Consider the following 21184-nt stretch of genomic DNA (forward strand, 5'->3'; position numbering starts at 1 on the left):
GCCTGGCGTAAGGAGTGTTGATGCTCAGACTTAACTCGTCGCTGATGATTGTGACCGATCTCGATGGCTCGTTGTTGGATCATCATGATTACAACTGGGATGCCGCCAGTGAATGGTTGCAGCGCCTCAAGCAGCAGGCGATTCCCGTGGTGTTCTGTTCCAGTAAAACGGCCGCTGAAATGATCCCCTTACAGAAACGCCTGGGTCTTTCCGGTACCCCTTTCATCGCTGAAAACGGGGCTTTTATCGCTTTTGATGGCGAGCAAATTGCAGCGGAGGAACCGGGTGAACACTATCTTGCGCTGTGCCGCTCTCTGAATACCCTGCAATCCACTTTCCGCTTCAGCGGTTTTCACGACTTTAGCGATGCGGAAGTGGCCCGCTTCACCGGATTAACCCTGGCCGAAGCCAGCCAGAGCCGACTGCGCAATGCTTCAGAAGTCATACTCTGGCGCGATGACAGTGAAAAGCTGGAGGATTTTCGTATGGCGCTGGCGGAACACAACCTGGCGCTCACCCAGGGGGGACGATTCTGGCATGTGATGCCAGAGGGCTGCGGTAAAGGCATCGCACTGCAGCAGCTGCAGCAGCATCTCGAACAGCGCAGTGGAGAGAAGCGGACCACCCTCGGCCTCGGTGATGGCCCCAATGATGTGCCGATGCTGGAGCAGGTCGATTATGCCGTGGTGATTAAAGGATTCAGTAAAACCCCGGTGATCCTCACGCGCCGCGATCAACAAAATGTCTATCACACCGCGCATGCTGGCCCGCTGGGCTGGCGTGAAGGGCTGGACTATTTTCTCGCGCAACCCGAATAACCCTCTGACCTAAGGATGAGAAAATGAGTGATTTTTACCAAAATGGTGTCATTACTAACTTTCATAATCTCACCCAACGCAGCGTTGAATCGCTGGAAAAAGAGATGGTACGTTTCGCGCGTAAACGCAAAATGGGGCTAATCCTGCCTTCCCTGTTCTCCGAACTGGAAGGTCCGGCGCTGGATAACATCGTCAATGAGCTGGCCAGAGTGCCTTATCTGGATGAGATCGTCATCGGTCTCGATCGTGCTGACCGCGACCAGTTTCTCTTTGCTCGCGAGTTCTTTTCTCGTTTGCCACAACGCCATCGCATCCTGTGGAATGATGGACCCCGATTGAAAGCGCTGGATGCTGAACTGGATAAAGAAGGGTTGTCGCCTAGCCAGCCGGGTAAAGGACGCAACGTGTGGTTCTGCACCGGGTATACGCTGGCCTCGGATCGCACCCAGTGCGTGGCGCTGCATGACTGCGATATCGTCACCTATGAGCGCAGCATGCTGGCGCGCTTGCTCTATCCGCTTGCCAATCCAGCTTTCCAGTATGAGTTCTGCAAAGGGTTCTACGCGCGCGTCGCGGACGGCAAGCTTAATGGTCGCGTAGGCCGCTTGCTGGTCGGCCCGCTGCTGCGTTCGCTACAAAAAGTGTATGGCCATTCTGAATATCTGGATTACCTCACCAGCTTCCGCTATCCGCTGTCTGGCGAATTCGCCATGCGTACCCATGTGCTGAACGGCATTAAAATTCCCGGCGACTGGGGGCTGGAAATCGGCGTGCTGTCGGAGATTTATCGCAACTACACCACGCGACAAACCTGTCAGGTGGAAATTGCCGATAACTACGATCATAAACATCAACCATTGGCAGAAGAAGATGGCACCGGCGGCCTGAAACGTATGAGCAATGATATTGTCCAGTCGTTACTGCGCAAGCTGGCGACCATGGGCGTGCCACTCACCAGTGACTCATTCCGCGTGCTCAAAGCCACTTATTATCGCAATGCGCTGGATATGATGGAGATCTACAACCACGAAGCGACAATGAATGGCCTGAAGTTTGATCAGCATATTGAGGAGGCGGCGGTCGAGATGTTCACCCAGGCGATACTTGATGCCGGGCAATCCTTTATTGAGCGGCCCAATGAGAAACCTTTCATTCCCAGCTGGAGCCGCGTGCAATCGGCGTTTCCGGATATCCTGCAGCGGATTTATCAGGCGGTGGAGGAAGATAACGAAGGCAAGGTTTAATCTTCTGCCACCACGCGGTTGCGGCCGCCGGTTTTCGCCAGATACAGGCGGCGATCGGCGGTGGCTTGCAGGCTCTCGGCATGATAATCGCCCTGCTCTTCGCTGCCGGTCACGCCAGCCGACAGGGTGACGCTAAACGTGGTGCTGGCATTCACGAGAATCGTTTTTGCCGCTAAACGCGCACGGATGCGTTCCGCAACTGCACTGGCATCCGCCAACGTAGTTTCCGGCAGTACAATACAAAACTCCTCTCCGCCGATACGGCCCGCCACATCATATTTACGCAGCGTATGGCTAATCACGCCCGCCACCCGAATCAATGCCTGATCGCCTGCCGCATGTCCCCAGGTATCGTTCACTTTCTTAAAGTGATCGACATCCAGCTGAATCACCGCGAGGGGCGTTTGCTGCTGCTGGCTGCGGGCTGAGATCGCCACAAACTGCTCAAAGAACGCATTGCGATTGAGCAACCGCGTCATACCGTCGTAATTGGCGCGCCAGGTGAGTTTGGCGGATAGATCGTCCATACGGCGCACCAGACGAATAATGACCTGATGCACGACCAGCAGTAGCAGTACAAACAGCAACCACATGCCGAGCAAGAACAGCGATACGCGGCCCAGTTCCTGTGACATCCCCTGCCTCAGGCTCTGAATATTCACGATATACGCGTCCACATTCTTTAATTTGCTCCAGCTGGCAAACTGGGTGCCGAGGCGCATCACGCCAGCGGGCTGCTCTCTGATTTGCGCTTCCAGCCGCGACTGTTGCTCCGGCATTAGCGGTTGATCGTTTGGCGCATGCAAGCGGGTGATTTCATTCAGTGAGCGGTCTACCATCAGCAACTTGCCTTGCAGCAAGCTATGGCGTGCTTCGGCCATCAACCCATGTATCCGCGCCTGGGTGAAATCCATCGACAGTACACCGTACCAGTAACCATGACTGACGATCGGCGTGCTCACTGTCATCATTAACCCTTCGTTAAATTCACCCTGATAGGCTTCACTCCAGCGCAATCGACCGCGCTGCGGATTATCCGGTGCCTGATCGCGAAAATAGGGGCGCTCCGTCATGGTGGTATAGCTTTCTATCAGCTCTTGCGGACTTTGCGGAGGCCTTGAACTGATAAAAAAACCGGCGCGCGAGATATACCAAAAGCGTGAGTGAAAATCCTGTCCCGGGTCGCTGAACTGCATGATAAAGCTGAATTCCATGGCGGCGCGCAATTCCGCATTGATGTGATCGCTGTTGCGCAGCAGCAGGGGATCGCGCATTAACCAACTGTCACTCACGCCATTCAACGGCATACTGCGCAGGCTAGCCAACTTTAACTGCCAGGTCGTTTGCTGGCGCAATTGTTGAAAGCGGGTAATGGCTTCGCGCGTTTGACTCGAATCCAGCGGATGCATCAACGCATAGTTGAGCATTCTCTCGTAATATGTCAATTCATCGATGCTTTCCTGAAATCGGCTGTCGAGGTTTTTCTGGATTTCAGCCAGTTGTGCGCGCTGACGCTCCTCATAGTTATTTTTTAGCTCAATCGCTTCATGCACGGTAAGGAATGCAGAGAACAAAAAGACCGCCAGAAAGCAGAGATGCACCGGCAAAAAAGGATTACCTGTGCGTGGCGTCAAAGGCGAAGTGGGCATGGGCAACAGTTATTCAATCAAGGGCGGATGCGAAAAGTGTAGTCAGCAGGAGAAAAGTCGTACAGGCAGGGATCAAAGGAAAATCAGAGAGGTAAAAACGCAACGGGACGGATTGACCGTCCCGCACACGCTTAGCTGGCCAGCTGGCGCGCTCCGGATAAGTGACTCAGTTCGTCACTACGGAACGCCTCGCGTCGCACGCTGTAGCCATCATACCAACGACACTCTACCATTCCGCTGGCATAGCCGGTCACCACCATCGTGGGTCCGCCCTCTTTGTGCTGAACTTCATCACTGATCGCAAAGGTCATACCGCGCCCTCCCTTTTTCCGTTGAATGAACGGATAAAGTTATAGCAGCTGCACCCCATTTATGCCTATAGGATAATGTTATTACTGTGACGAAATCGGAATAAGCAGTGTAAAATGTTGTTTATAAAAAAAGCCGATAAAAATTATTATCGGCTTTGAAACACTTTCCCGGGTGGGAAATCAGATTTTGCAACCTTCGCAGTCCGCTTCGTCGCTGATATCAGCCGGGACTTCATTGGCTTTTTCAGCCGCTTTCGCTTCAGCCTGTTCCAGCTGCGCATCGATATCAAATTCAAACATATCGTCGTTCATCATCGTTCTCCTGACCCGTGATTGATAAATTCCTGCGCTTTATACCGATTTACCGCGTACTTTCGCAACCAGATTTACCGCCAACAGCACGATCGACCCAATGATAAAGCCGAGTACCAGATTGGCACCGTTGCTCAGCAAGGCGGAGATAACGCCATGGAAGCCGCTGCTGTACTCCTCAATCGCGTGATGCAACGGCGCGATACCGTGCACAATAATGCCGCCACCGACCAGGAACATTGCCACCGTGCCCACCACCGTTAACACCTTCATCAACCAGGGGGCCAGCGCCAATAGCGCACCGCCAGTCGCCTGAGCCAGCGTGGAGGACTTTTCCCGCAGCCAGTATCCGAGGTCGTCGATTTTCACGATCATCGCCACGATGCCGTAAACACCAATCGTCACCAGAATCGCAATCCCCGCCAGAATCAGCACCTGATTCAACAGCGGCGCTTCAGAGACAATCCCTAAGGTGATTGCCACAATTTCCGCAGAAAGAATGAAATCTGTGCGTACAGCGCCTTTCACTTTATCTTTTTCGAACTGGCGCGGATCCTGCTGCGCCAGCTTATCCAGACGCTGTTGACGTGCCTCCGGGCTGCTTTCTGCCTTATCGTGATTCAGGCTGTGCAGCACCTTTTCCACGCCTTCATAGCAAAGGTAAGCGCCGCCCAACATCAACAGCGGTGTGATTAGCCAGGGCGCAAACGCCGAGATAATCAGCGCCAGCGGCACCAGAATTAATTTATTAAGAAATGAGCCTTTTGCGACGCTCCAGACCACGGGTAATTCACGGTTGGCTTTTACGCCGGTGACCTGCTGCGCATTGAGTGAGAGATCATCACCCAATACGCCAGCGGTCTTCTTTGCCGCGACTTTGCCCATCACTGAAATATCATCAAGCAGCGTCGCAATGTCATCCAGAAGCGTGAGTAAACTGGTTCCTGCCAAAATAGTTATCCTTATTCCGGTTCGTGATCCTGACAACAGGGGCATCGCTCAACCGCCGTCACTGACATATCAGCGATGCCCGCACAGTCCCATTCGACGCGAAGTGTTTGCCCGGCAAGATCGCCAGCGTGCACATATTTGCTGACCGGACTTTCCGTCATTCCGCTGATCTCCTCGGTGGCCACCAGTTGCTCGCCTAAATAAATGCGTGCCGTTGCATGGGTGTTCACCATCCGCTCATCACGGAGTTGATACAGGCGTTTGACCGTCAGTTTGATGCTGCTCATGGCTCGATTCCGCGTCCCAGAGAAAGAGAAGATCTAAACTGTTATGGCGGCTAAAAGCAACAATCGCACGCTATTCAACACGATAGTGATGCAAGCCCTGATGATCGATTTCGCCACTGTGCATGGCGGCCAGCAGCCACTCTTCCAGTCGTTCAATCAACGCCTCATCTTCCAGGCGCAATTTGCCGCGCAGCGCACATTCCCAGACAATCAGTACCTTCCAGCCGCTTTGTTGTAACTGCCCGATATAACGGCGGTCGCGTTCAACGTTGCTGTTAATTTTGCCGTTCCAGAACTCAGTGCGCGTGGCGGGCATCTTGAATAAATAGCAGTGATGACGATGCCAGAAGCAGCCATGGACAAAGATGATCGCCCGCTCGTGTGGCAAAACAAAGTCTGGCCGACCCGGCAATGCTTTATCTTGTACACGATAGTTGAAGCCACGATCTTTCAAAATCAACGCGATACGCTGCTCAATCGCCGTGTCCTGATTGCGAATGGCACGCATATTTTTGCTGCGAATAGCTTGCGAATGGACGTCGACCATGGCGTCTCCTTTTTATTGGGGCTTCTACAACTTTAGCGGTTTGGCGTGAAAGCGAAAGGCACGCGCAACAAGTGTGTGAAGACGCGAGGAGTGATAGCATAGCGGCTTCACTGTTAAGGAAAAACGCATGCTTGCTATCGATCCCGCCGCGACGGTTTCACCCTCCTCATTTTCTTCCCCTTCGGATGACGCCACATCGCTGTTAATGCAGGTCCTCGATATCTATGCCGCACGCGATGTGGTGCAAACCTTAACCGAGGCGGGCGGATGCGACTGGAGCGTGCCGCGTATGAATCGCATTCGCCAGGGCAAAAGCGCCGTTCCTGCCCTTTCCAGCGATGAAGTCAGCAGTCTGCAAGCGTTATTACCTTCGCGCCCTGCACATTACGCCGCGCCTAAATTTCAATTTGTCGATCTGTTTGCCGGTATCGGCGGGATTCGTCGTGGTTTCGAGCAAATTGGCGGTCAGTGCGTGTTCACCAGTGAATGGAATAAAGAAGCGGTCCGTACTTATAAAGCCAATCACTATAGCGATCCGCAACGGCATCAGTTCAATAGCGATATTCGTTTGGTGACGCAGCCCGCAGGACTCACTGACGAACAGGCGATTTATCAGCACATCGATCAAACCATCCCCGATCATCAGGTGCTGCTGGCGGGTTTTCCCTGCCAGCCATTTTCACTGGCCGGCGTCAGTAAAAAAAATGCGTTAGGTCGTGCGCACGGTTTTGAGTGTGAAGCGCAGGGCACGTTGTTTTTCGATGTTGCCCGCATTCTCGCTGCCAAAAAGCCGCCGTTCTTCGTGCTGGAAAACGTGAAAAACCTCAAGAGTCATGACAAAGGACGCACCTTCGCCATCATTATGGCGACGCTGGATGAACTTGGCTACGACGTTGCCGATGCGGCCGATAGCGCAACACCCGATGCGAAAGTGGTGGATGCGCGCCATTTCCTGCCGCAGCATCGCGAACGCATTGTGCTGGTGGGTATTCGTCGTGACACCGGATTGAGCGACGGTTTTTCACTGCGCGCGCTTTCTCAACTCTATCCGCAGCAGGTGCCCACGCTGCAAAGCTTGCTGGAGCCGACGCCAGATGCGAAATACATCCTGTCGCCGACACTGTGGAACTATCTCTATCAATACGCCAAAAAGCACAAAGCCAAAGGCAATGGCTTCGGCTTTGGTCTTAACGATCCCCGCAATCCCAACGTGTGTGTTCGCACCCTGTCCGCGCGCTATTATAAAGACGGCTCAGAAATTCTGATCGACCGCGGCTGGGATCAGGCGCAGGGGGAAGCGGATTTCCAGCTCGCCAGCAATATGGCTCTGCGTCCGCGTCGGTTAACACCGCGCGAATGCGCCCGACTGATGGGATTTGAGGCACCGGGACAAAGCCAGTTCCGTATTCCGGTTTCGGATACCCAGGCATATAAGCAGTTTGGTAATTCAGTGGTGGTCCCGGTTTTTGCTGCTGTGGCACAGTTACTTTCGCCGCTTATCGAACAACATCTTAGCCAAAACACTTAGCGCCACAGGTCCACAATTTCCTTTAGGGACGCGTATTATGCTGTTTTGCGCTGAAACGCGTCTATTGTCACCAAACTGTCACGCCCGCTCTCAATACTCCTTTTTATTTTTGGGGGCGTTAGATGTCACTCCTTTCTGTAATCTCGTTACCGCTGCGTTTACGTACACGTCTTACCTGGCGTTTGCCGCTTTGGCTCACCAGTCTTCGTAACCAGTTTTTGCTGTTTATCGTGCTGTTCTGTCTCCTGCAGTTCGCGGGCGTACTGCTGCTCAGCAATCACGTTAATCAGACGCAAACGTCACTCCAGCAAGCCAACCAACTGCGGGAAAGATTGGCCCTGCTGGATAAAGCACGTATCGAATTGCTCACCGCCAGTGATAACAGCCACCGTGCTGGTATCTATTTAATGCAGGATCAGCAAAGTGGCTCAGTCGATAGCTGGAAAAGTCTGGCGGCCGCTTCTGATGATTCGTTAAAAAAAGCGCAGGCACTGTTCACCGCCTACCATGCTAAAGCAGACAGTCCGCTGGCTCAGGGCTTTGCGATGTTAGCGGAAGGTTTGCAAGAGCAGTTGAAAGGGTTAGCGGCCAATGACATCAATGCCTTCTTTATGGTGCCGATGCAGGCATTCCAGCAGCAGTTTAACGATGCCTGGTTCAGCGAGATTGAACAAGCCAACCATCAGTTGAGCAGCGTCAATCAAAATACCCTCAGTACGCTAAAGCAGAGTCGCAACATGTCGCTGATCGTCAGTGCCATTTTGATGGCGCTGCTGGTGCTGGCCTCCAGTCTGTTGATGCGCGGCGTGCTGTTGCCGCTGCGTCGTGCCAACCGGCAGCTGGAGCAGATTGCCACCGGTGATTTAGTCCCGAGTCATGATACGCCACGCCGCCAGTGCTTAGAGACGCGCCAGCTGTTTCAGTCGATCGAATCAATGCGTTTCGGTCTGCAGCAGATTGTCAGCGACATTAATACCGTTGCTGTGAGCGTGGCGGCGGGTGCAGAAGATATGCAGCAGCATAATGAACAGGTGATGCAGCAACACCAGGCGCAGAATGCCAGCTTCCACCATCTGTCACAGCGTTTACATCGCGTGTCTGAAGAAGTCGAAATTGGTGCGCAGTTCTCGCAGCAGGCCACGCAGGAGGCACAGTCAGCCGATGCCCTGATGCGCAACTGCGCCACGGAAGTCGACAATATGGAACTCAAAATGCAGCAGATCGTTACAGCTTCGGGTGATATCGCCGGAATTGTCGGCATGCTGGATAGCCTGTCGATGCAAACCCGTTTGCTGTCGTTGAATGCCGCGATTGAATCCGCCCACGCCGGATCGTACGGTCGCAGTTTCTCCGTTGTCGCCAAAGAGATGGGGCTGCTCTCGCAAAAGAGTGGTGAATCAACGCGTCAGATTGATGGTTTAATTCAGCACACTCAGCAGCATGTGAATGATGGTTTTGACAAAGTGAAAGCGCTGGAAGTGTTGTTTACACAAATCAGCAGTGCGGTTTCGGGGGTCGTAACGCAGCTCGATGAGTTGCAGCAAAATAGCACTGCGCAAAGTCACCGCGTCAGTAAAATTGCGCACGAAGTGGTGGAGATGAGTAATCAGCTACAGCAAAACGAAGCGCTCAACGCCCATCAGGTCAATTCGGCTACGCAACTGCGTGAACTCTCTGATCGCCTCGCCCAGCGGGCACAGCAATTCCGCGTCGATGCCGCTTGAGTACAAAGATAAAAAAACCCGTCAATGACGGGTTTTATATCGCTTATTTTTTCTTTTTGCCTTTCTTCAGCAGTGCACGTACCTGCTTCAGTTCAGACGCGGAGAGCTGTTCAGCCACCGCTTCTTCGGTATTCAGACTATCAACCGCCGGTTGCTCAACAGCATGTAAACTGGCCTGCAGGCGGTTAACGATCTCCTGACTCATGGAGATTTGGTTATCGGCGGCTAACTGTTTGATGTGCTCTTTCAGCGTCGGGTCAATTTTAATGGTTAAGTTAACGGTCTCGGTCATCTTCATACTCCCTTTTGATTTACAACAACGTAGCGGAAGAAGATGAAAGTTAACAGACTGTCATAAAAATTTAATATTAAGAGTGTATAGGGCTGAAATCCCTTAATACCGACTCATCAATGCTGGTGAGATTGCCCTGCAATTCCGCGCATAGCTTAGCCATATAGTGCACCAGGAAATCCGCGTTATGCTCCGCTAGCAGGCGTCCCGCTTCGGTTTGCATGGTTTCGGGTAAGCGTAAAAGTTTCTTCTGGAAGTGATCCAGCGTCCATTTCACATCGTCTAATTCACGCTCTTTTCCTAATGGATCCTCGCTGTCAAACAGCGGACGGCCCAACGCCCCGGCCGTATAGAAAACGCGTGCGAGGCCAATAGCACCCAGAGACTCGAGGCGATCGGCATCCTGAACAATTTTTGCTTCCAATGTCAGTGGCGTGATGCGTGCGCTGAAACTGTGCGCCTGGACGGCATGTGCGACGCCCTCGAGCAATTCCAGGGGGAAATCGGGAAAGTCCTGCTGCAAAATTCGGCGTGTCTCTTCAGCGGCATAGGTGGAAGCCAGATGGCGCTCTGGATGGTTTTTGGGAAGGTTAACCACATCATGGAAGTAACAGGCGGTGAGGACCACCATAGGATCGGCTGCACTGTGCTGCATGATGCGCGTGGCGCTCATCCAGACACGACGCAGGTGCGCGATATCATGGGCTTTATCATCGTGCAGCCAGTTTTGCTGCAGCCAGTTCTCGTAGCGTTGTTGCCAGCGGGTGAGTGACATCGTGCTTCTCCTTATTGCTGTTATAAAAGCACCGCCAATTCAGGGTGCTGCTCCTGGGGACATCATAGCGGTCTGGTCGTGACACTTTTTTTACATCCTTCCTGGATGTGCAAAGCGTAAAAATGCGATCCCGATCTTGTTATAGCGCTGTTAATGTCGCTTTCCCAGCGGAGATCACGTTTTAGGCATTTCCTTAGCGTCATTTCAGTTAAATAAATCTGTTAAACATGCGTAATCTATTTCTACCATCAACAATATTCACGCTTTTGAATTATTCCAGTTAATGATGCTAACTATCACAAGGTAAAAGCGATAAACACTCACGGGAAAATCTGAAAAGATTCCCATGCAGGCCGTTATAACGTACTGTATAGGGGATATTTCTGGTTCTTTATCGCCTGAGAAGGCATTTCCAGCATGTATTTTGCTTAAGCGCCATTTTTAAAACCGGAATATGCAGGAATAGCCTGATACTGAGGCGACAAATTATTAAGCAAATTGATTCAAACCCATTATGCTAACTCTCACATCTGCTGATGCGGGTGATTCGTCGAAGTTTTCCGGGTGAGTAACACTACATGAGGTACGTAATGAAAGAACGGCCGATTCTTTTTTCCGAACAGCGGGTCCGCGCCCTGCTGGTTGGCCAGCAGACGCAAACCCGGCGCATTATGAAAACCCAGGCTTTTGGCCCAGGCCAGGATCATCACGAAGGCGTGCATGCATTTGACGTTAGCGCCAACCATCTGCATGGCTATAAATTGATGTCGATGGCAGATGTCAGCTCTCACTGCCCGTTTGGCCAGGCGGGTGACCGATTGTGGGTGCGTGAAACCTGGCGCGGCCCCATCGTGCCAGAAGAACAACTCGCCGAATATGAACGCGATCCACTGCCGTTCCGTAGCCCGGCTTTCTGTCAGTATCGTTCCGACAGCAATGAACTGGGTCAGTTGGATGAAGATGTGGAGCACGCCGAGCAGTTTGGTTGGCAAACGGCGATTCATATGCCGCGCTGGGCCAGCCGTATTGATTTGGCGATTACCTCGGTACGTGCTGAAAAGATTCAGGACATCAGTGAAGATGACATCATGGCTGAGGGCGTACAAACGGATACGCACTTCCTGAATAACTTCTTTACGATGAACATGAACGCAGAATCGCCGAAAGAAGCCTATCGTAAAGCGTGGCAAAAGCAGTATGGCGCCACCAGTTGGGAAGTGAACCCGTGGGTATGGGTGATCGAGTTTCAACGCGTTGATCGCGAGAGTTAACTGTCTTCAGCCCTCCCCCGCCTGGGTGAGGGCAATTTTCCTGCTTTGCCATCTTAATCACAGAAAAAACCTGCAGTAACTGATTGAATACACTGCTTTGATTCCGCGCTGGCATTTTTCTTTTTGTCGCGCCAGGATAACCCTTTCCGCCCTGCAGAGTGAGTCGCGCGATGTTCAAATGGCCATGGAATGCGCAGGTAGATACCACTGTCACGGCGCTTCCCTGGCAACAGGCGCTGGCGCAACCGATCTTTTCACTGCTCACGACTGAAGAGCAAAGCGCCCTGACCACGCTTGCCCAACGCTTTCTGCAACAAAAAAAAATCTCGCTGTTGAATGGGCTGCAACTCGATGAACGGCAGCTGGCACGTCTTGCCTTGCTGTTTTGCCTGCCCGTGTTGAAGCTCGGTCTGGAGTGGCTGGATGGCTTTCATGAAGTGTTAATTTATCCCGAACCGTTCAATGTCGATGACCGTTGGGAAGACAGCAGCGGCTTAGTCCATCAGGCTCCAGCGGTGCATGCCGGTCAAAGCTGGACGCAAGGCCCGGTGGTATTAAACGCGTTGGATATTCAGGACTCTTTCGATCTTTCCGGCTACAACCTCGTCATCCATGAAATTGCGCATAAACTCGATGCACGCGGCAGCGGCTATACCAGCGGTATTCCCGTGATTGCCTTACGAGATGTCGCCCAATGGGAGAAGGACTTGCTACAAGCGATGGAAGAGATAGAGGCGGAAGTGGAATTGGTGGGTGAACAGGCGGCAACCATCGATCCCTACGCCGCCAGCGATCCCGCCGAGTGCTTTGCCGTGCTGTCGGAGTACTTTTTCAGCGCCCCAGATTTACTGGCGGATCGCTTCCCTGCGATGTATCGCCACTTACAGCAGTTTTATCGCCAGGACCCGATGGCGCGTCTTGCAGCAGGTTCTGCTTAAATCGCGATCGCTTTGTACTATTGCTAGCCAGTTGAATACAAATGTATTTTTAGCTGTTGACACATTAATGAGGTGCCATTAATATGCGCCTCGTTCACACGATTCCTCTGTAGTTCAGTCGGTAGAACGGCGGACTGTTAATCCGTATGTCACTGGTTCGAGTCCAGTCAGAGGAGCCATATTTAGAGAAACCCGCTCAGGGAAACCTGAGCGGGTTTTTTGCTTTTCATCACGTTGCGTTCCCTCGTCTCTAAAAAACTGGCATCGACATCCTGTGGCAGATTCAGATCGCAAAAGGGTCATTTTTGAACCTTTCATACCCTTTTATGTATTTTTGACGCCCACCTTCCCAATGAAAACACGCCAAAGGTTCAAAAATGAACCTTTGAGCCATCAGGTTGTGTACGTGCACTCCGCAAACTGCCCTCATTCGCTACACTTCCGTCCAACCCCGCAGCAGGTTGTGATACATGTTCAGCAGAGACAGCAGCTCCTCGCTATCGCCATGACGTGCTTTGAGGCTTTGGATATTGCGATCCAGTTCGAACAGCATGGCGCGTTGTTTATCATCACGCACCATCGACTGAATCCAAAGAAACGATGCCACGCGCGCGCCGCGCGTTACCGGTGTGACACAGTGCAGGCTACTCGAAGGATAAAGCACCAGATGGCCGGCAGGTAATTTCACCTTGTGCTGACCATAAGTGTCTTCAATCACTAATTCGCCGCCGTCATAACTGTCAGGTTCACTGAGAAACAGCGTGGCCGAGAGATCGGTTCGCATCCACCCGGCAGCGCCGTTATGCCGCACCGCGCCATCAACGTGAAAACCGTAGGTTTCACCCTGTTCGTAACGGTTAAACAGCGGTGTAGAAATAGAACGCGGTAGCGCAGCAGAAAAGAACAGCGGGTTGTTGTTCAAAGCCTGCATCACTGCTGTTTGCAACCGATCATAAAGCGGCGTACGCGTATCAATCTGCTGATTATTTTTTACCGTTGCGCCCTGGCTGCCCACCGTGGCGCGTCCGTCAATCCAATCGGCCTGTTGCAGCAGCGAACTGAAATTTGCCACCTCTTCAGGCGTCAGCACTGCAGGAATGTGATACATCATCGCGGTGTTCTCTCATAAATAGGGGCGCGAACGCCCCACGTTGAATCTTAGAAATGGACGTTTGCCGTCAACAGGAAGGTACGCGGTTCACCCGGATGGTAGCGGTAACCACTCTTATTGATGGAAGCAACATAGTTGGTATCGAAAATATTGTAAGCGTTCAGCTGCAGATCGAGGTTGTTATTAACCTTATAGCCCAGTTTCGCATCTGCCACCCAATAGCCTTCAGTATGGTCTGGCGTGCCTACCGCGCCATCGCTGCCGCGACGCAGACTGCCCACGTAACGCGCCCCCGCACCAACAGAAATCGCATCAGTGGCCTGATATTGCGTCCATAAGGTGAAGGCGTGTTTCGGTGTATAAGCAATAGCAGATGAACCATCCTGAGCGACGGCTGCGCCCTCTTTCACCGAAGCGTGCTGCTGGGTGTAACCGGCAATCACTTCCCAGTCTGGGGTGATGTTGCCGGTAGCTGAAAGCTCATAGCCCTCAACGCGTTTTTTACCGGTTTGCGAATAAGTGCCGTCGTCGTTGGCGTCCACTTCATTCTCGATATCGGTACGGAACAGTGCAGCATTCAACAGCAAGCGTTTATCCAGCACCTGCCACTTGGTTCCCACTTCGCTTGATTTGGCTTTTTGCGGTTTGAAATCAGTGCGGTTAGCACTATTGCCGGCGCCACCTGCCGCCAGCGCAAAGCTGCTGCCGCCTGGAGGCTGCTGAGAAATAGCATAGTTGACGTAAACATTGCCCTGCTCGGTCAAACGATAGAGCGCACCCGCTTTCCAGTTCACCAGATTGCCAGACTTGGCCGTATCAACGGTGGTGAGCGGCGTGCCACGTGCGATGCCCGTTGGACACGCCAGCGCACCGCGCCCGCTGCCGCCACACGCCGTAGCACTGTCATAATCAGTGTGATAGCTATCAAGACGAATGCCGCCGTTCAGCTCGAAGTTTTTGGTCACAGCCAGCGTATCGAAGGCATAGATTCCGGTGGTATCGGTCTGACCGTTGGCATTGGCGCCGTTGCGATCCAGCCCACCCACGGAAATGCTGCTAATCGGATGATAGATATTCACCGCAGGTGCAGTGATGGCATTGACGCCGTAGTTGGTCTGGTTTTCACGTGTGAATTCCACGCCAGCACTGACATCGTGACCCACTGAACCGGTATAGAATTTCGAGGTGATATTGGTCTGGTTGGTGAGAATGCGGTTACTGACATCCTTCAGGTTTGCGTTGCGCGTCCAGGTCCAGGTGTCTACATCATTCGGATTTGGCGTGGTGATAGTGCTGCCCATCACCGCAGTCAGCAGATACTCCTGCTTCACTCGCGACCAGCGCGTGGTGTTGCGAATCGTGGTGCTGTCGTTGAGATCGTGCTCGAAGCGAATGGTGCCGCTATCGGTGGTGGATTTGTCGAAATCGGAATCGGTGCCGTAATAATTACTGGTCGCCACTTTACCCGAATGGTTAAGTGCAGAGGTAGCTGCAGTCGGTGACGAGTATCCCGGCAGACCAATGGTCGGGATGCCGCCATCTGGCGTGTTGTTCTGATGCACATGCAGATAGTTCAGATACAAACGCGTTGACGTATCCAGGCCGAAAGCCAGTGAAGGCGCGACGCCATAGCGCTCATTTTGCACATTATCGCGCGCCGCATCGTGGGTTTTCTCGCCCATAAGATTGAGGCGGAACGCGCTGTTATCGTTAATGGCCTGGTTATAGTCCAGCGTACCGCGGCGCATCCACGCGCTGCCCACACTTACCGATCCATCCAGGCCTGTATCCAGGCGCGGCTGCTTACTGATCATGTTGATCGAACCTGACGGCGCACTGCGACCGTAATCGGTGCCCGATGGTCCTTTAATCACTTCAATCTGCTGAGTATTAAAGGTATCGCGTGTCACGCTACCAATATCACGAATGCCGTCCACGTAAATGCTGTTTGAGGTATCCATGCCACGCATATACACGGCATCACCGGTCGAAGAACTGCCATTTTCCCCGGCGTAGAACGCCCCCACCCCCGGCACATTTTTCAGCGCATCGGTCAGGTTATTGACGCCTTGATCTTTGATCACCTGATCCGGAATGACCGTCATGGTGCGGGTGGTATCCACCAGCGGACGGGTAAATTTGGGGTCGGCAGAAGTATTAGGCGCATACAGAGAAGGCGTTTGTGCCGTCACCACTAAAGTGTCGTCAGATTTTTTGTTGGCATTATCTGCGGCCAGAGCAGCAGCAGGAGAAATACCAATACATAGCCCGGTGAACAGGGTCAGTGAATTGAAACTGCCAAACGGCAAATTGCGATTGTTATCCATTTTAAAAAGTAACTTTCTTATCATTATTGATGGGCTTATTGCATCCAGCAAACCAAAGCACTCAAGGTGCCATGATCTCCACTGCCTCGAGATGCAACACCTAAACGATAACGCCAATGGTTATCATTTACCTTTTTATTCTTGCATGAGCGCAGCGGCTTGGGAATACATTTCTTTACGGTAGCCTTACATAATTAATACAATCAGAACCAGCAGGAACGTTGTGTCAGGGTTTGCTCAGGAAGTGGTCAGGAAAGGACAAAATTCAGGCACAAAAAACCCGCTGGACATGGCAGCGGGTTTTTAAGCAGAGCGCACAGTTCATTCCAGTAACTGTAGCGCATGGTGTGATGGAGTTGCTCATCGCTCATAGTAGCGATACACCGACGGATGGAATTCAATGCCATAAAGCTGGCTAACCGGAATCAGCAAATCAATATGATTGCTGAGGTCGAACTCACGCTCTTCAGCGGGTTGTGATGTGGCGTTGATCAGGCGATGGAACCACAGTGACAGTATCGTTTTCATCGTCAGGTTCTCCAGTAATAGTTGACCCTGACAGTAAAGCGTAACTAGCTTTATAACCAAAACGATTAGATATGCGATGGAATCCCAATTAATGCATATATTGAAGGCCGCCGTCTGCTACGACGGCCAACTCCGTTATGCCCGGCTCTTCGCCAGCATACGACGGTAATTATTGAGCCATTTGCCGCTGGTCAAACGGAACCAGAAGAACACACCGCGCACTGTCCAGTCGAGGAACATGCCCAGCCACACCCCGACCACGCCCATACCGAGCATGATCCCCAGCACGTAGCCAGCAACCACGCGCGCACCCCACATGCTGAACATCGACACATACATGGTGTATCGCGCATCGCGCGCGCCTTTCAAACCAGCAGGCAGCACCCAGGATGCGGTCCAGATTGGCATAAAGGCCGCATTGAGCCAGATGAGATGTTTGGTGACTTCAATAACTTCAGGATCGCGGGTGTAGAATTTAGCCAGCGTGCCCGCCAGTGGTACGGTGATCAAGGCCAGTGTGCACAGCCCAATCATCGCCAGCCAGAACACATGTTTAATCTGCCTTTCCGCCTGCATCACCTGATTTTTACCCAGCCGCTTACCGGTAATGATGGTGGAAGCCGAACCGAGGGCGTTGCCCGGAAGGTTAATTAACGTGGCAATGGAGAAGGCGATAAAGTTACCGGCGATTTCATTGGTGCCCATGCCTGCCACAAAGATCTGCGTCAGCAATTTACCGCCGTTAAACAGCACTGACTCAATACTGGCCGGCACCCCGATCCCCAGCACTTCCATCAGGATGTTGCGATCCCAGCGACGGAAATAGCTGGCGATGCTGATTCTTAACGCCGGCGTAATGCCACGATACAGCACATAAATGGCCGCCGCCGCGCCGATATAGCGTGAGATGGTTAATCCTAACCCGGCCCCAACGAAGCCCATCCCTTCCCACCCCATCGCACCATAAATCAGTACGCTACTGATCACGATGTTAAGGATGTTCATGCCGCCATTAATCAGCATCGGAATTTTAGTGTTTCCCGCTCCGCGTAGCGAGCCGCTACCGATCAGGGCGATCGCCGCGGCTGGATAGCTCCACGCCGACGTTTGCAGGTAGCTCAGCGCCAGTTCCTTCACCTTGGGTTCCGCGCTGCCCGCGATAACATCGATAATCAGATGTCCCCAGATCTCAATCACGATCACCAGCACGAATGCCAGCACCGTCATCAAGCCCAGCGACTGCCGCGTAGCTGCGCGCGCGCGTTTGCCGTTGCGCTTGGCGAGGCTAAAGGCCACCACCACCGTGGTGCCGAGATCAATCGCCGCAAAGAAGGAGATAATCACCATGTTGAAGCTGTCGGCCAGACCGACGCCCGCCATCGCCTCTTTCCCCAGCCAGCTCACGAGGAAAGTACTCAGGACGCCCATCAGCATCACACAGAGGTTTTCAATAAAGATGGGCACGGCTAATGGGGTAATTTCACGCCACAACAGCGTGCGATAAGAGCGACGTTTCGGATACCACGCCGTATTTCTGACCGCCCGCATCACTGCTACGCCAGGATTTTGCAAGGGAGTACCAAATCACTTTGGAGAGGAAGGAAGAGTAATAATGATGATAGGCCACTGAGAAATATGCAAAGTGTTTCCCATCACCATTTAATCATTATTACAAACTTTTTGTCGCCACCACCGCAGGATCCGCTGCACCACCGAGATAAGCGTTGCGCACCTCATCGTTATTTAGGAGTTCTTCCCCACTGCCGCTCAGTTTGATCTCGCCGTTGACCATCACATAACCGCGATCGGCCAACCTTAACGCATGCCTTGCATTCTGCTCCACCAGAAACAGCGTCATGCCTTGCTGAGTAAGTTCGCGCAGGATATTGAAAATCTGCTTCACCACAATCGGCGCCAGACCCAGACTCGGTTCGTCCAGCAGCAGCAGTTTTGGGCGACTCATCAGCGCCCGCGCAATCGCCAGCATCTGCTGCTCTCCACCCGAGAGCGTCATGGCACGCTGTTTACGCCGCTCCAGCAGGCGCGGAAACAGTTGGTACATGCGATCTTTATCCTCTTTCACAAAGCGGTCACCCACGGCAATCGTGCCCATCAGCAGGTTCTCCTCCACTGTCATATCGGGAAAAATGCGGCGGCCTTCGGGCGCTTGTGCAATGCCGCTGGCGGCGATGAAATGGGTGCTGCGATGGCTGATCGACTCGCCACGTAAGCGAATGTCACCACTGGCAATGCGCGGCTGGCCAAAAATCGACATTAGCAGCGTAGATTTTCCCGCGCCGTTAGCACCAATCAGTGCCACCGTTTCCCCCTGGTTCACCGTCAGGGAAACCTGCCTGAGCGCCTGAACCGGACCATAAAACACGTCCACCTGTTCAAAACTCAACATCGGTTCAGTCATGGTCGCTCTCCTCATCTGCGCCGAGATAAGCGGCGATAACGTTGGGATCGTGGCGAATTTGCTGAGGCGTCCCCTGTGCAATGACATCGCCATGATCCAGTACCACAATGTGATCGGAGATGCGCATGACCATCGACATGTCGTGCTCAATCAACAACACGCTGATACGGTGATCAGCGCGTAAGCGATGCAATATCTGACTCAGCGCATCGGTTTCGACCGGGTTTAATCCCGCGGCCGGCTCATCCAGACAAATCAGTTCCGGTCGCGTGCACATGGCACGCGCAATCTCCAGTCGGCGCTGCTGACCATACGAGAGCGTGCCAGCCAGTCGATTGGCGCTGGAGACCAAATCCACATTTTCCAGCCAGTAAAAAGCGCGGTCTAACGCGCGATTTTCCGCTTCGCGATAACCACGGGTATTCAATACGCCGGCCAGCAGATGACGATTCACCTGCATATGCTGCGCCACCAGCAGGTTCTCCACCACCGACATCTCGCGGAACAAGCGGATATTCTGGAAAGTACGCGCCAGGCCGGCCCGGTTAACCAGATGTGCGCCGCCAAACATTTTGTACCACACGCGCGAACCCAGCCGCGCCGGATGAAGCCAGTCCTGCGGATGAATTTTTTGCCCCAGCACCTGGATTACATCGGTACTGCGCTGCTGGGCATTGAGTATGATGCGCCCGCCGGTGGCGCGATAAAACCCGGTCAGGCAGTTGAACACCGTGGTTTTTCCCGCCCCGTTAGGGCCGATTAATGAGGTAACCGAACCGCGCGCCACAGAAAGGCTGACATCGTTCAGGGCTTTGATGCCGCCGAAGCGCATCATTAAATGATCAACTTGTAGAATGGCATCACTCATGGCGTACTCCTTTCCGCAGCGGAACACCCACACGTGCAGTACGAACCAATCCGCGTGGTCGCCAAATCATCATTAACACCATCAGCATGCCAAACAGCAGCACACGATATTCGGCAAAACTACGCAGCAGTTCAGGCGCGACTGTCAGTACAAAAGCGGCAAGCACCACGCCCAGTGTCGAGCCCATCCCCCCCAGAACCACAATCGCCAGGATTAACGCTGATTCGAAGAAAGTAAAGGAAGTTGGATTCACGAACCCCTGATAGCTGGCGAAAAACACCCCGGCAATCCCGGCCGTCGAGGCACCTAACATAAAGGCGGAGAGTTTGACCAGTACATGATTAAGCCCCATGGCGCGGCAGGCAATTTCATCTTCCCGCAATGCCTCCCAGGCGCGGCCAATGGGCATGCGCGTTAACCGATGCTTGATCAACAGCACCAGCAGCACCACGAGTACCAGCACCACATAGATGAAGATGAATTTCATATTCGGGTTGTAATCGAGATGCAAAAACTCGTGATAAGGCACGCCCCCGTCCCGCGCCCGGCGAGCAAATTCGAGGCCGAAAAATGTCGGGGAAGGCACCGATACGCCATTGGGTCCACCGGTAAACGACAACCAGTTGGTTAAGACCAGACGGATGATTTCACCAAAGCCGAGGGTCACAATCGCCAGATAGTCACCATGCATGCGCAACACCGGAAACCCCAGCAGCGCTCCGGCAAAGGCCGCCATTAATGCCGCGATCGGCAACATACTCCAGAATCCCAGGCCGAGGTACTCGTAGCCCAGTGCCAGGCCATAAGCGCCGATGGCATAAAATGCGACATAACCCAAATCAAGTAATCCGGCCAACCCCACCACAATATTGAGCCCCAGCCCCAGCAGCACATAAATCAGCCCCAGAATGGCCACGGTTAACAGGTATTTACTCGATAGAAATGGAAAGGCAAATGCAGCAATCAATAACAGCGGCAATATCCAGCGCATCCGCGAGCGATAACCCGGTTCGCGGACATATACGCCATCATCATTGGCTTCAAACTTGCGTGTAAAGCGTTGTCCATAGGACGTACGGGTGAACAGGCTGAGCATTAAGCGCCCTGCCATCACTAATCCCACTAACAGCGCCACACGTTGCGGCGACAGTGTGAAGCTGTAACCCTCCAGCACCACGCCCACGATCGGGCCAAACACCACCAGCGCAATCACTCCCGCCAGCAGTGTGTCGAGCAATGCTTCACGCACGCCCGCTTTTTGCGTCATTGCATTCATCGTGGCTT

General features: G+C 53.0%; 21 protein-coding genes and 1 tRNA gene. 7 read left to right on the forward strand and 15 right to left on the reverse strand.

The genetic code is table 11. From position 1 onward, the window contains the following. The first annotated feature begins 20 nt into the window (after positions 1–20). Together AC1MDE_RS06880 and AC1MDE_RS06885 are read left to right on the forward strand one after the other, a co-directional pair. A complete protein-coding gene (locus AC1MDE_RS06880) occupies positions 21–818 on the forward strand; it encodes a mannosyl-3-phosphoglycerate phosphatase-related protein (protein WP_058959887.1) in 798 nt (265 codons plus the stop codon). Positions 819–841: 23 nt separating this feature from the next. Next, positions 842–2062 carry a glycosyltransferase family protein gene (locus tag AC1MDE_RS06885; RefSeq protein WP_479402556.1) on the forward strand — a complete coding sequence of 407 codons (1221 nt, stop codon included), beginning with the start codon at positions 842–844 and terminating at the stop codon, positions 2060–2062. Here the strand turns inward: AC1MDE_RS06885 and dgcQ are convergent. The 6 genes from dgcQ to AC1MDE_RS06915 form a co-directional block, all read right to left on the reverse strand. After that, positions 2059–3711, reverse strand: coding sequence for a cellulose biosynthesis regulator diguanylate cyclase DgcQ (gene dgcQ / locus AC1MDE_RS06890; RefSeq protein ID WP_058959888.1), 1653 nt, complete (start codon positions 3709–3711; stop codon positions 2059–2061). The genes AC1MDE_RS06885 and dgcQ overlap by 4 nt on opposite strands. 131 nt (positions 3712–3842) lie before the next feature. Then, on the reverse strand, positions 3843–4022 hold the full coding sequence (locus AC1MDE_RS06895) for a YodC family protein (protein ID WP_034824498.1): 180 nt from the start codon (positions 4020–4022) through the stop codon (positions 3843–3845). A 180-nt stretch (positions 4023–4202) separates the two neighbouring features. Continuing rightward, the gene (locus tag AC1MDE_RS06900) at positions 4203–4337 is read right to left on the reverse strand and encodes a hypothetical protein (protein ID WP_255253243.1); all 135 of its coding nucleotides are present in this window, start codon (positions 4335–4337) and stop codon (positions 4203–4205) included. Positions 4338–4373: 36 nt separating this feature from the next. Further along, positions 4374–5285: a DUF808 domain-containing protein gene (locus AC1MDE_RS06905; RefSeq protein WP_034824501.1), complete on the reverse strand. Its 912-nt coding sequence runs from the start codon at positions 5283–5285 to the stop codon at positions 4374–4376. Positions 5286–5296: 11 nt separating this feature from the next. Then, entirely contained in the window at positions 5297–5572 is a 276-nt protein-coding gene (locus tag AC1MDE_RS06910) for a hypothetical protein (RefSeq protein ID WP_034824504.1), read from the reverse strand. 70 nt (positions 5573–5642) lie between these two features. Then, the gene (locus AC1MDE_RS06915) at positions 5643–6119 is read right to left on the reverse strand and encodes a very short patch repair endonuclease (protein WP_034824507.1); all 477 of its coding nucleotides are present in this window, start codon (positions 6117–6119) and stop codon (positions 5643–5645) included. Between the two features lie 127 nt (positions 6120–6246). Here AC1MDE_RS06915 and dcm point away from each other — a divergent pair, with 127 nt between their 5' ends. Both dcm and AC1MDE_RS06925 read left to right on the forward strand, forming a co-directional pair. Further along, positions 6247–7647, forward strand: a complete 1401-nt coding sequence (gene dcm, locus AC1MDE_RS06920; protein ID WP_479402555.1) for a DNA (cytosine-5-)-methyltransferase — start codon at positions 6247–6249, stop codon at positions 7645–7647. 122 nt (positions 7648–7769) lie between these two features. After that, complete coding sequence (locus AC1MDE_RS06925; RefSeq protein WP_058959889.1) at positions 7770–9371, forward strand: methyl-accepting chemotaxis protein; 1602 nt, start codon at positions 7770–7772, stop codon at positions 9369–9371. Between the two features lie 43 nt (positions 9372–9414). Here the strand turns inward: AC1MDE_RS06925 and AC1MDE_RS06930 are convergent, their stop codons facing one another. Together AC1MDE_RS06930 and AC1MDE_RS06935 are read right to left on the reverse strand one after the other, a co-directional pair. Next, the gene (locus tag AC1MDE_RS06930) at positions 9415–9663 is read right to left on the reverse strand and encodes a hypothetical protein (protein ID WP_058959890.1); all 249 of its coding nucleotides are present in this window, start codon (positions 9661–9663) and stop codon (positions 9415–9417) included. 76 nt (positions 9664–9739) lie between these two features. Beyond that, entirely contained in the window at positions 9740–10438 is a 699-nt protein-coding gene (locus AC1MDE_RS06935) for a phosphohydrolase (protein ID WP_058959891.1), read from the reverse strand. A gap of 590 nt (positions 10439–11028) precedes the next feature. On the opposite strand from AC1MDE_RS06935, the gene AC1MDE_RS06940 reads away from it, so the two are divergent. The 3 genes from AC1MDE_RS06940 (at position 11029) to AC1MDE_RS06950 (ending at position 12826) form a co-directional block, all read left to right on the forward strand. After that, entirely contained in the window at positions 11029–11709 is a 681-nt protein-coding gene (locus tag AC1MDE_RS06940; RefSeq protein WP_045815144.1) for an ASCH domain-containing protein, read from the forward strand. Between the two features lie 170 nt (positions 11710–11879). Beyond that, positions 11880–12647, forward strand: coding sequence for a DgsA anti-repressor MtfA (gene mtfA, locus AC1MDE_RS06945; protein WP_160868112.1), 768 nt, complete (start codon positions 11880–11882; stop codon positions 12645–12647). Positions 12648–12750: 103 nt separating this feature from the next. Next, positions 12751–12826 (forward strand) — tRNA-Asn (locus AC1MDE_RS06950). Between the two features lie 254 nt (positions 12827–13080). On the opposite strand, the gene ybiX is transcribed toward AC1MDE_RS06950, so the two are convergent. The 7 genes from ybiX to livM form a co-directional block, all read right to left on the reverse strand. Then, positions 13081–13758 carry a PKHD-type hydroxylase YbiX gene (gene ybiX, locus AC1MDE_RS06955; RefSeq protein WP_034824529.1) on the reverse strand — a complete coding sequence of 226 codons (678 nt, stop codon included), beginning with the start codon at positions 13756–13758 and terminating at the stop codon, positions 13081–13083. 47 nt (positions 13759–13805) lie between these two features. Beyond that, positions 13806–16085 carry a catecholate siderophore receptor Fiu gene (locus AC1MDE_RS06960; protein WP_480344422.1) on the reverse strand — a complete coding sequence of 760 codons (2280 nt, stop codon included), beginning with the start codon at positions 16083–16085 and terminating at the stop codon, positions 13806–13808. A gap of 360 nt (positions 16086–16445) precedes the next feature. Then, on the reverse strand, positions 16446–16613 hold the full coding sequence (locus AC1MDE_RS06965) for a hypothetical protein (protein ID WP_167347102.1): 168 nt from the start codon (positions 16611–16613) through the stop codon (positions 16446–16448). Between the two features lie 135 nt (positions 16614–16748). Next, positions 16749–18161 (reverse strand): EmmdR/YeeO family multidrug/toxin efflux MATE transporter, encoded by a 1413-nt coding sequence (locus tag AC1MDE_RS06970; RefSeq protein ID WP_034824533.1) that lies wholly within the window; start codon positions 18159–18161, stop codon positions 16749–16751. A 121-nt stretch (positions 18162–18282) separates the two neighbouring features. Next, on the reverse strand, positions 18283–19032 hold the full coding sequence (locus AC1MDE_RS06975) for an ABC transporter ATP-binding protein (protein ID WP_479402553.1): 750 nt from the start codon (positions 19030–19032) through the stop codon (positions 18283–18285). Beyond that, complete coding sequence (locus AC1MDE_RS06980; protein ID WP_479402552.1) at positions 19025–19900, reverse strand: ATP-binding cassette domain-containing protein; 876 nt, start codon at positions 19898–19900, stop codon at positions 19025–19027. The genes AC1MDE_RS06975 and AC1MDE_RS06980 overlap by 8 nt, the downstream gene beginning before the upstream one ends. Further along, entirely contained in the window at positions 19893–21176 is a 1284-nt protein-coding gene (gene livM, locus AC1MDE_RS06985) for a high-affinity branched-chain amino acid ABC transporter permease LivM (protein WP_479402551.1), read from the reverse strand. Before livM ends, AC1MDE_RS06980 begins: the two co-directional genes overlap by 8 nt. Between the last annotated feature and the right edge of the window lie 8 nt (positions 21177–21184).

Source organism: Pantoea folii (assembly GCF_056678875.1).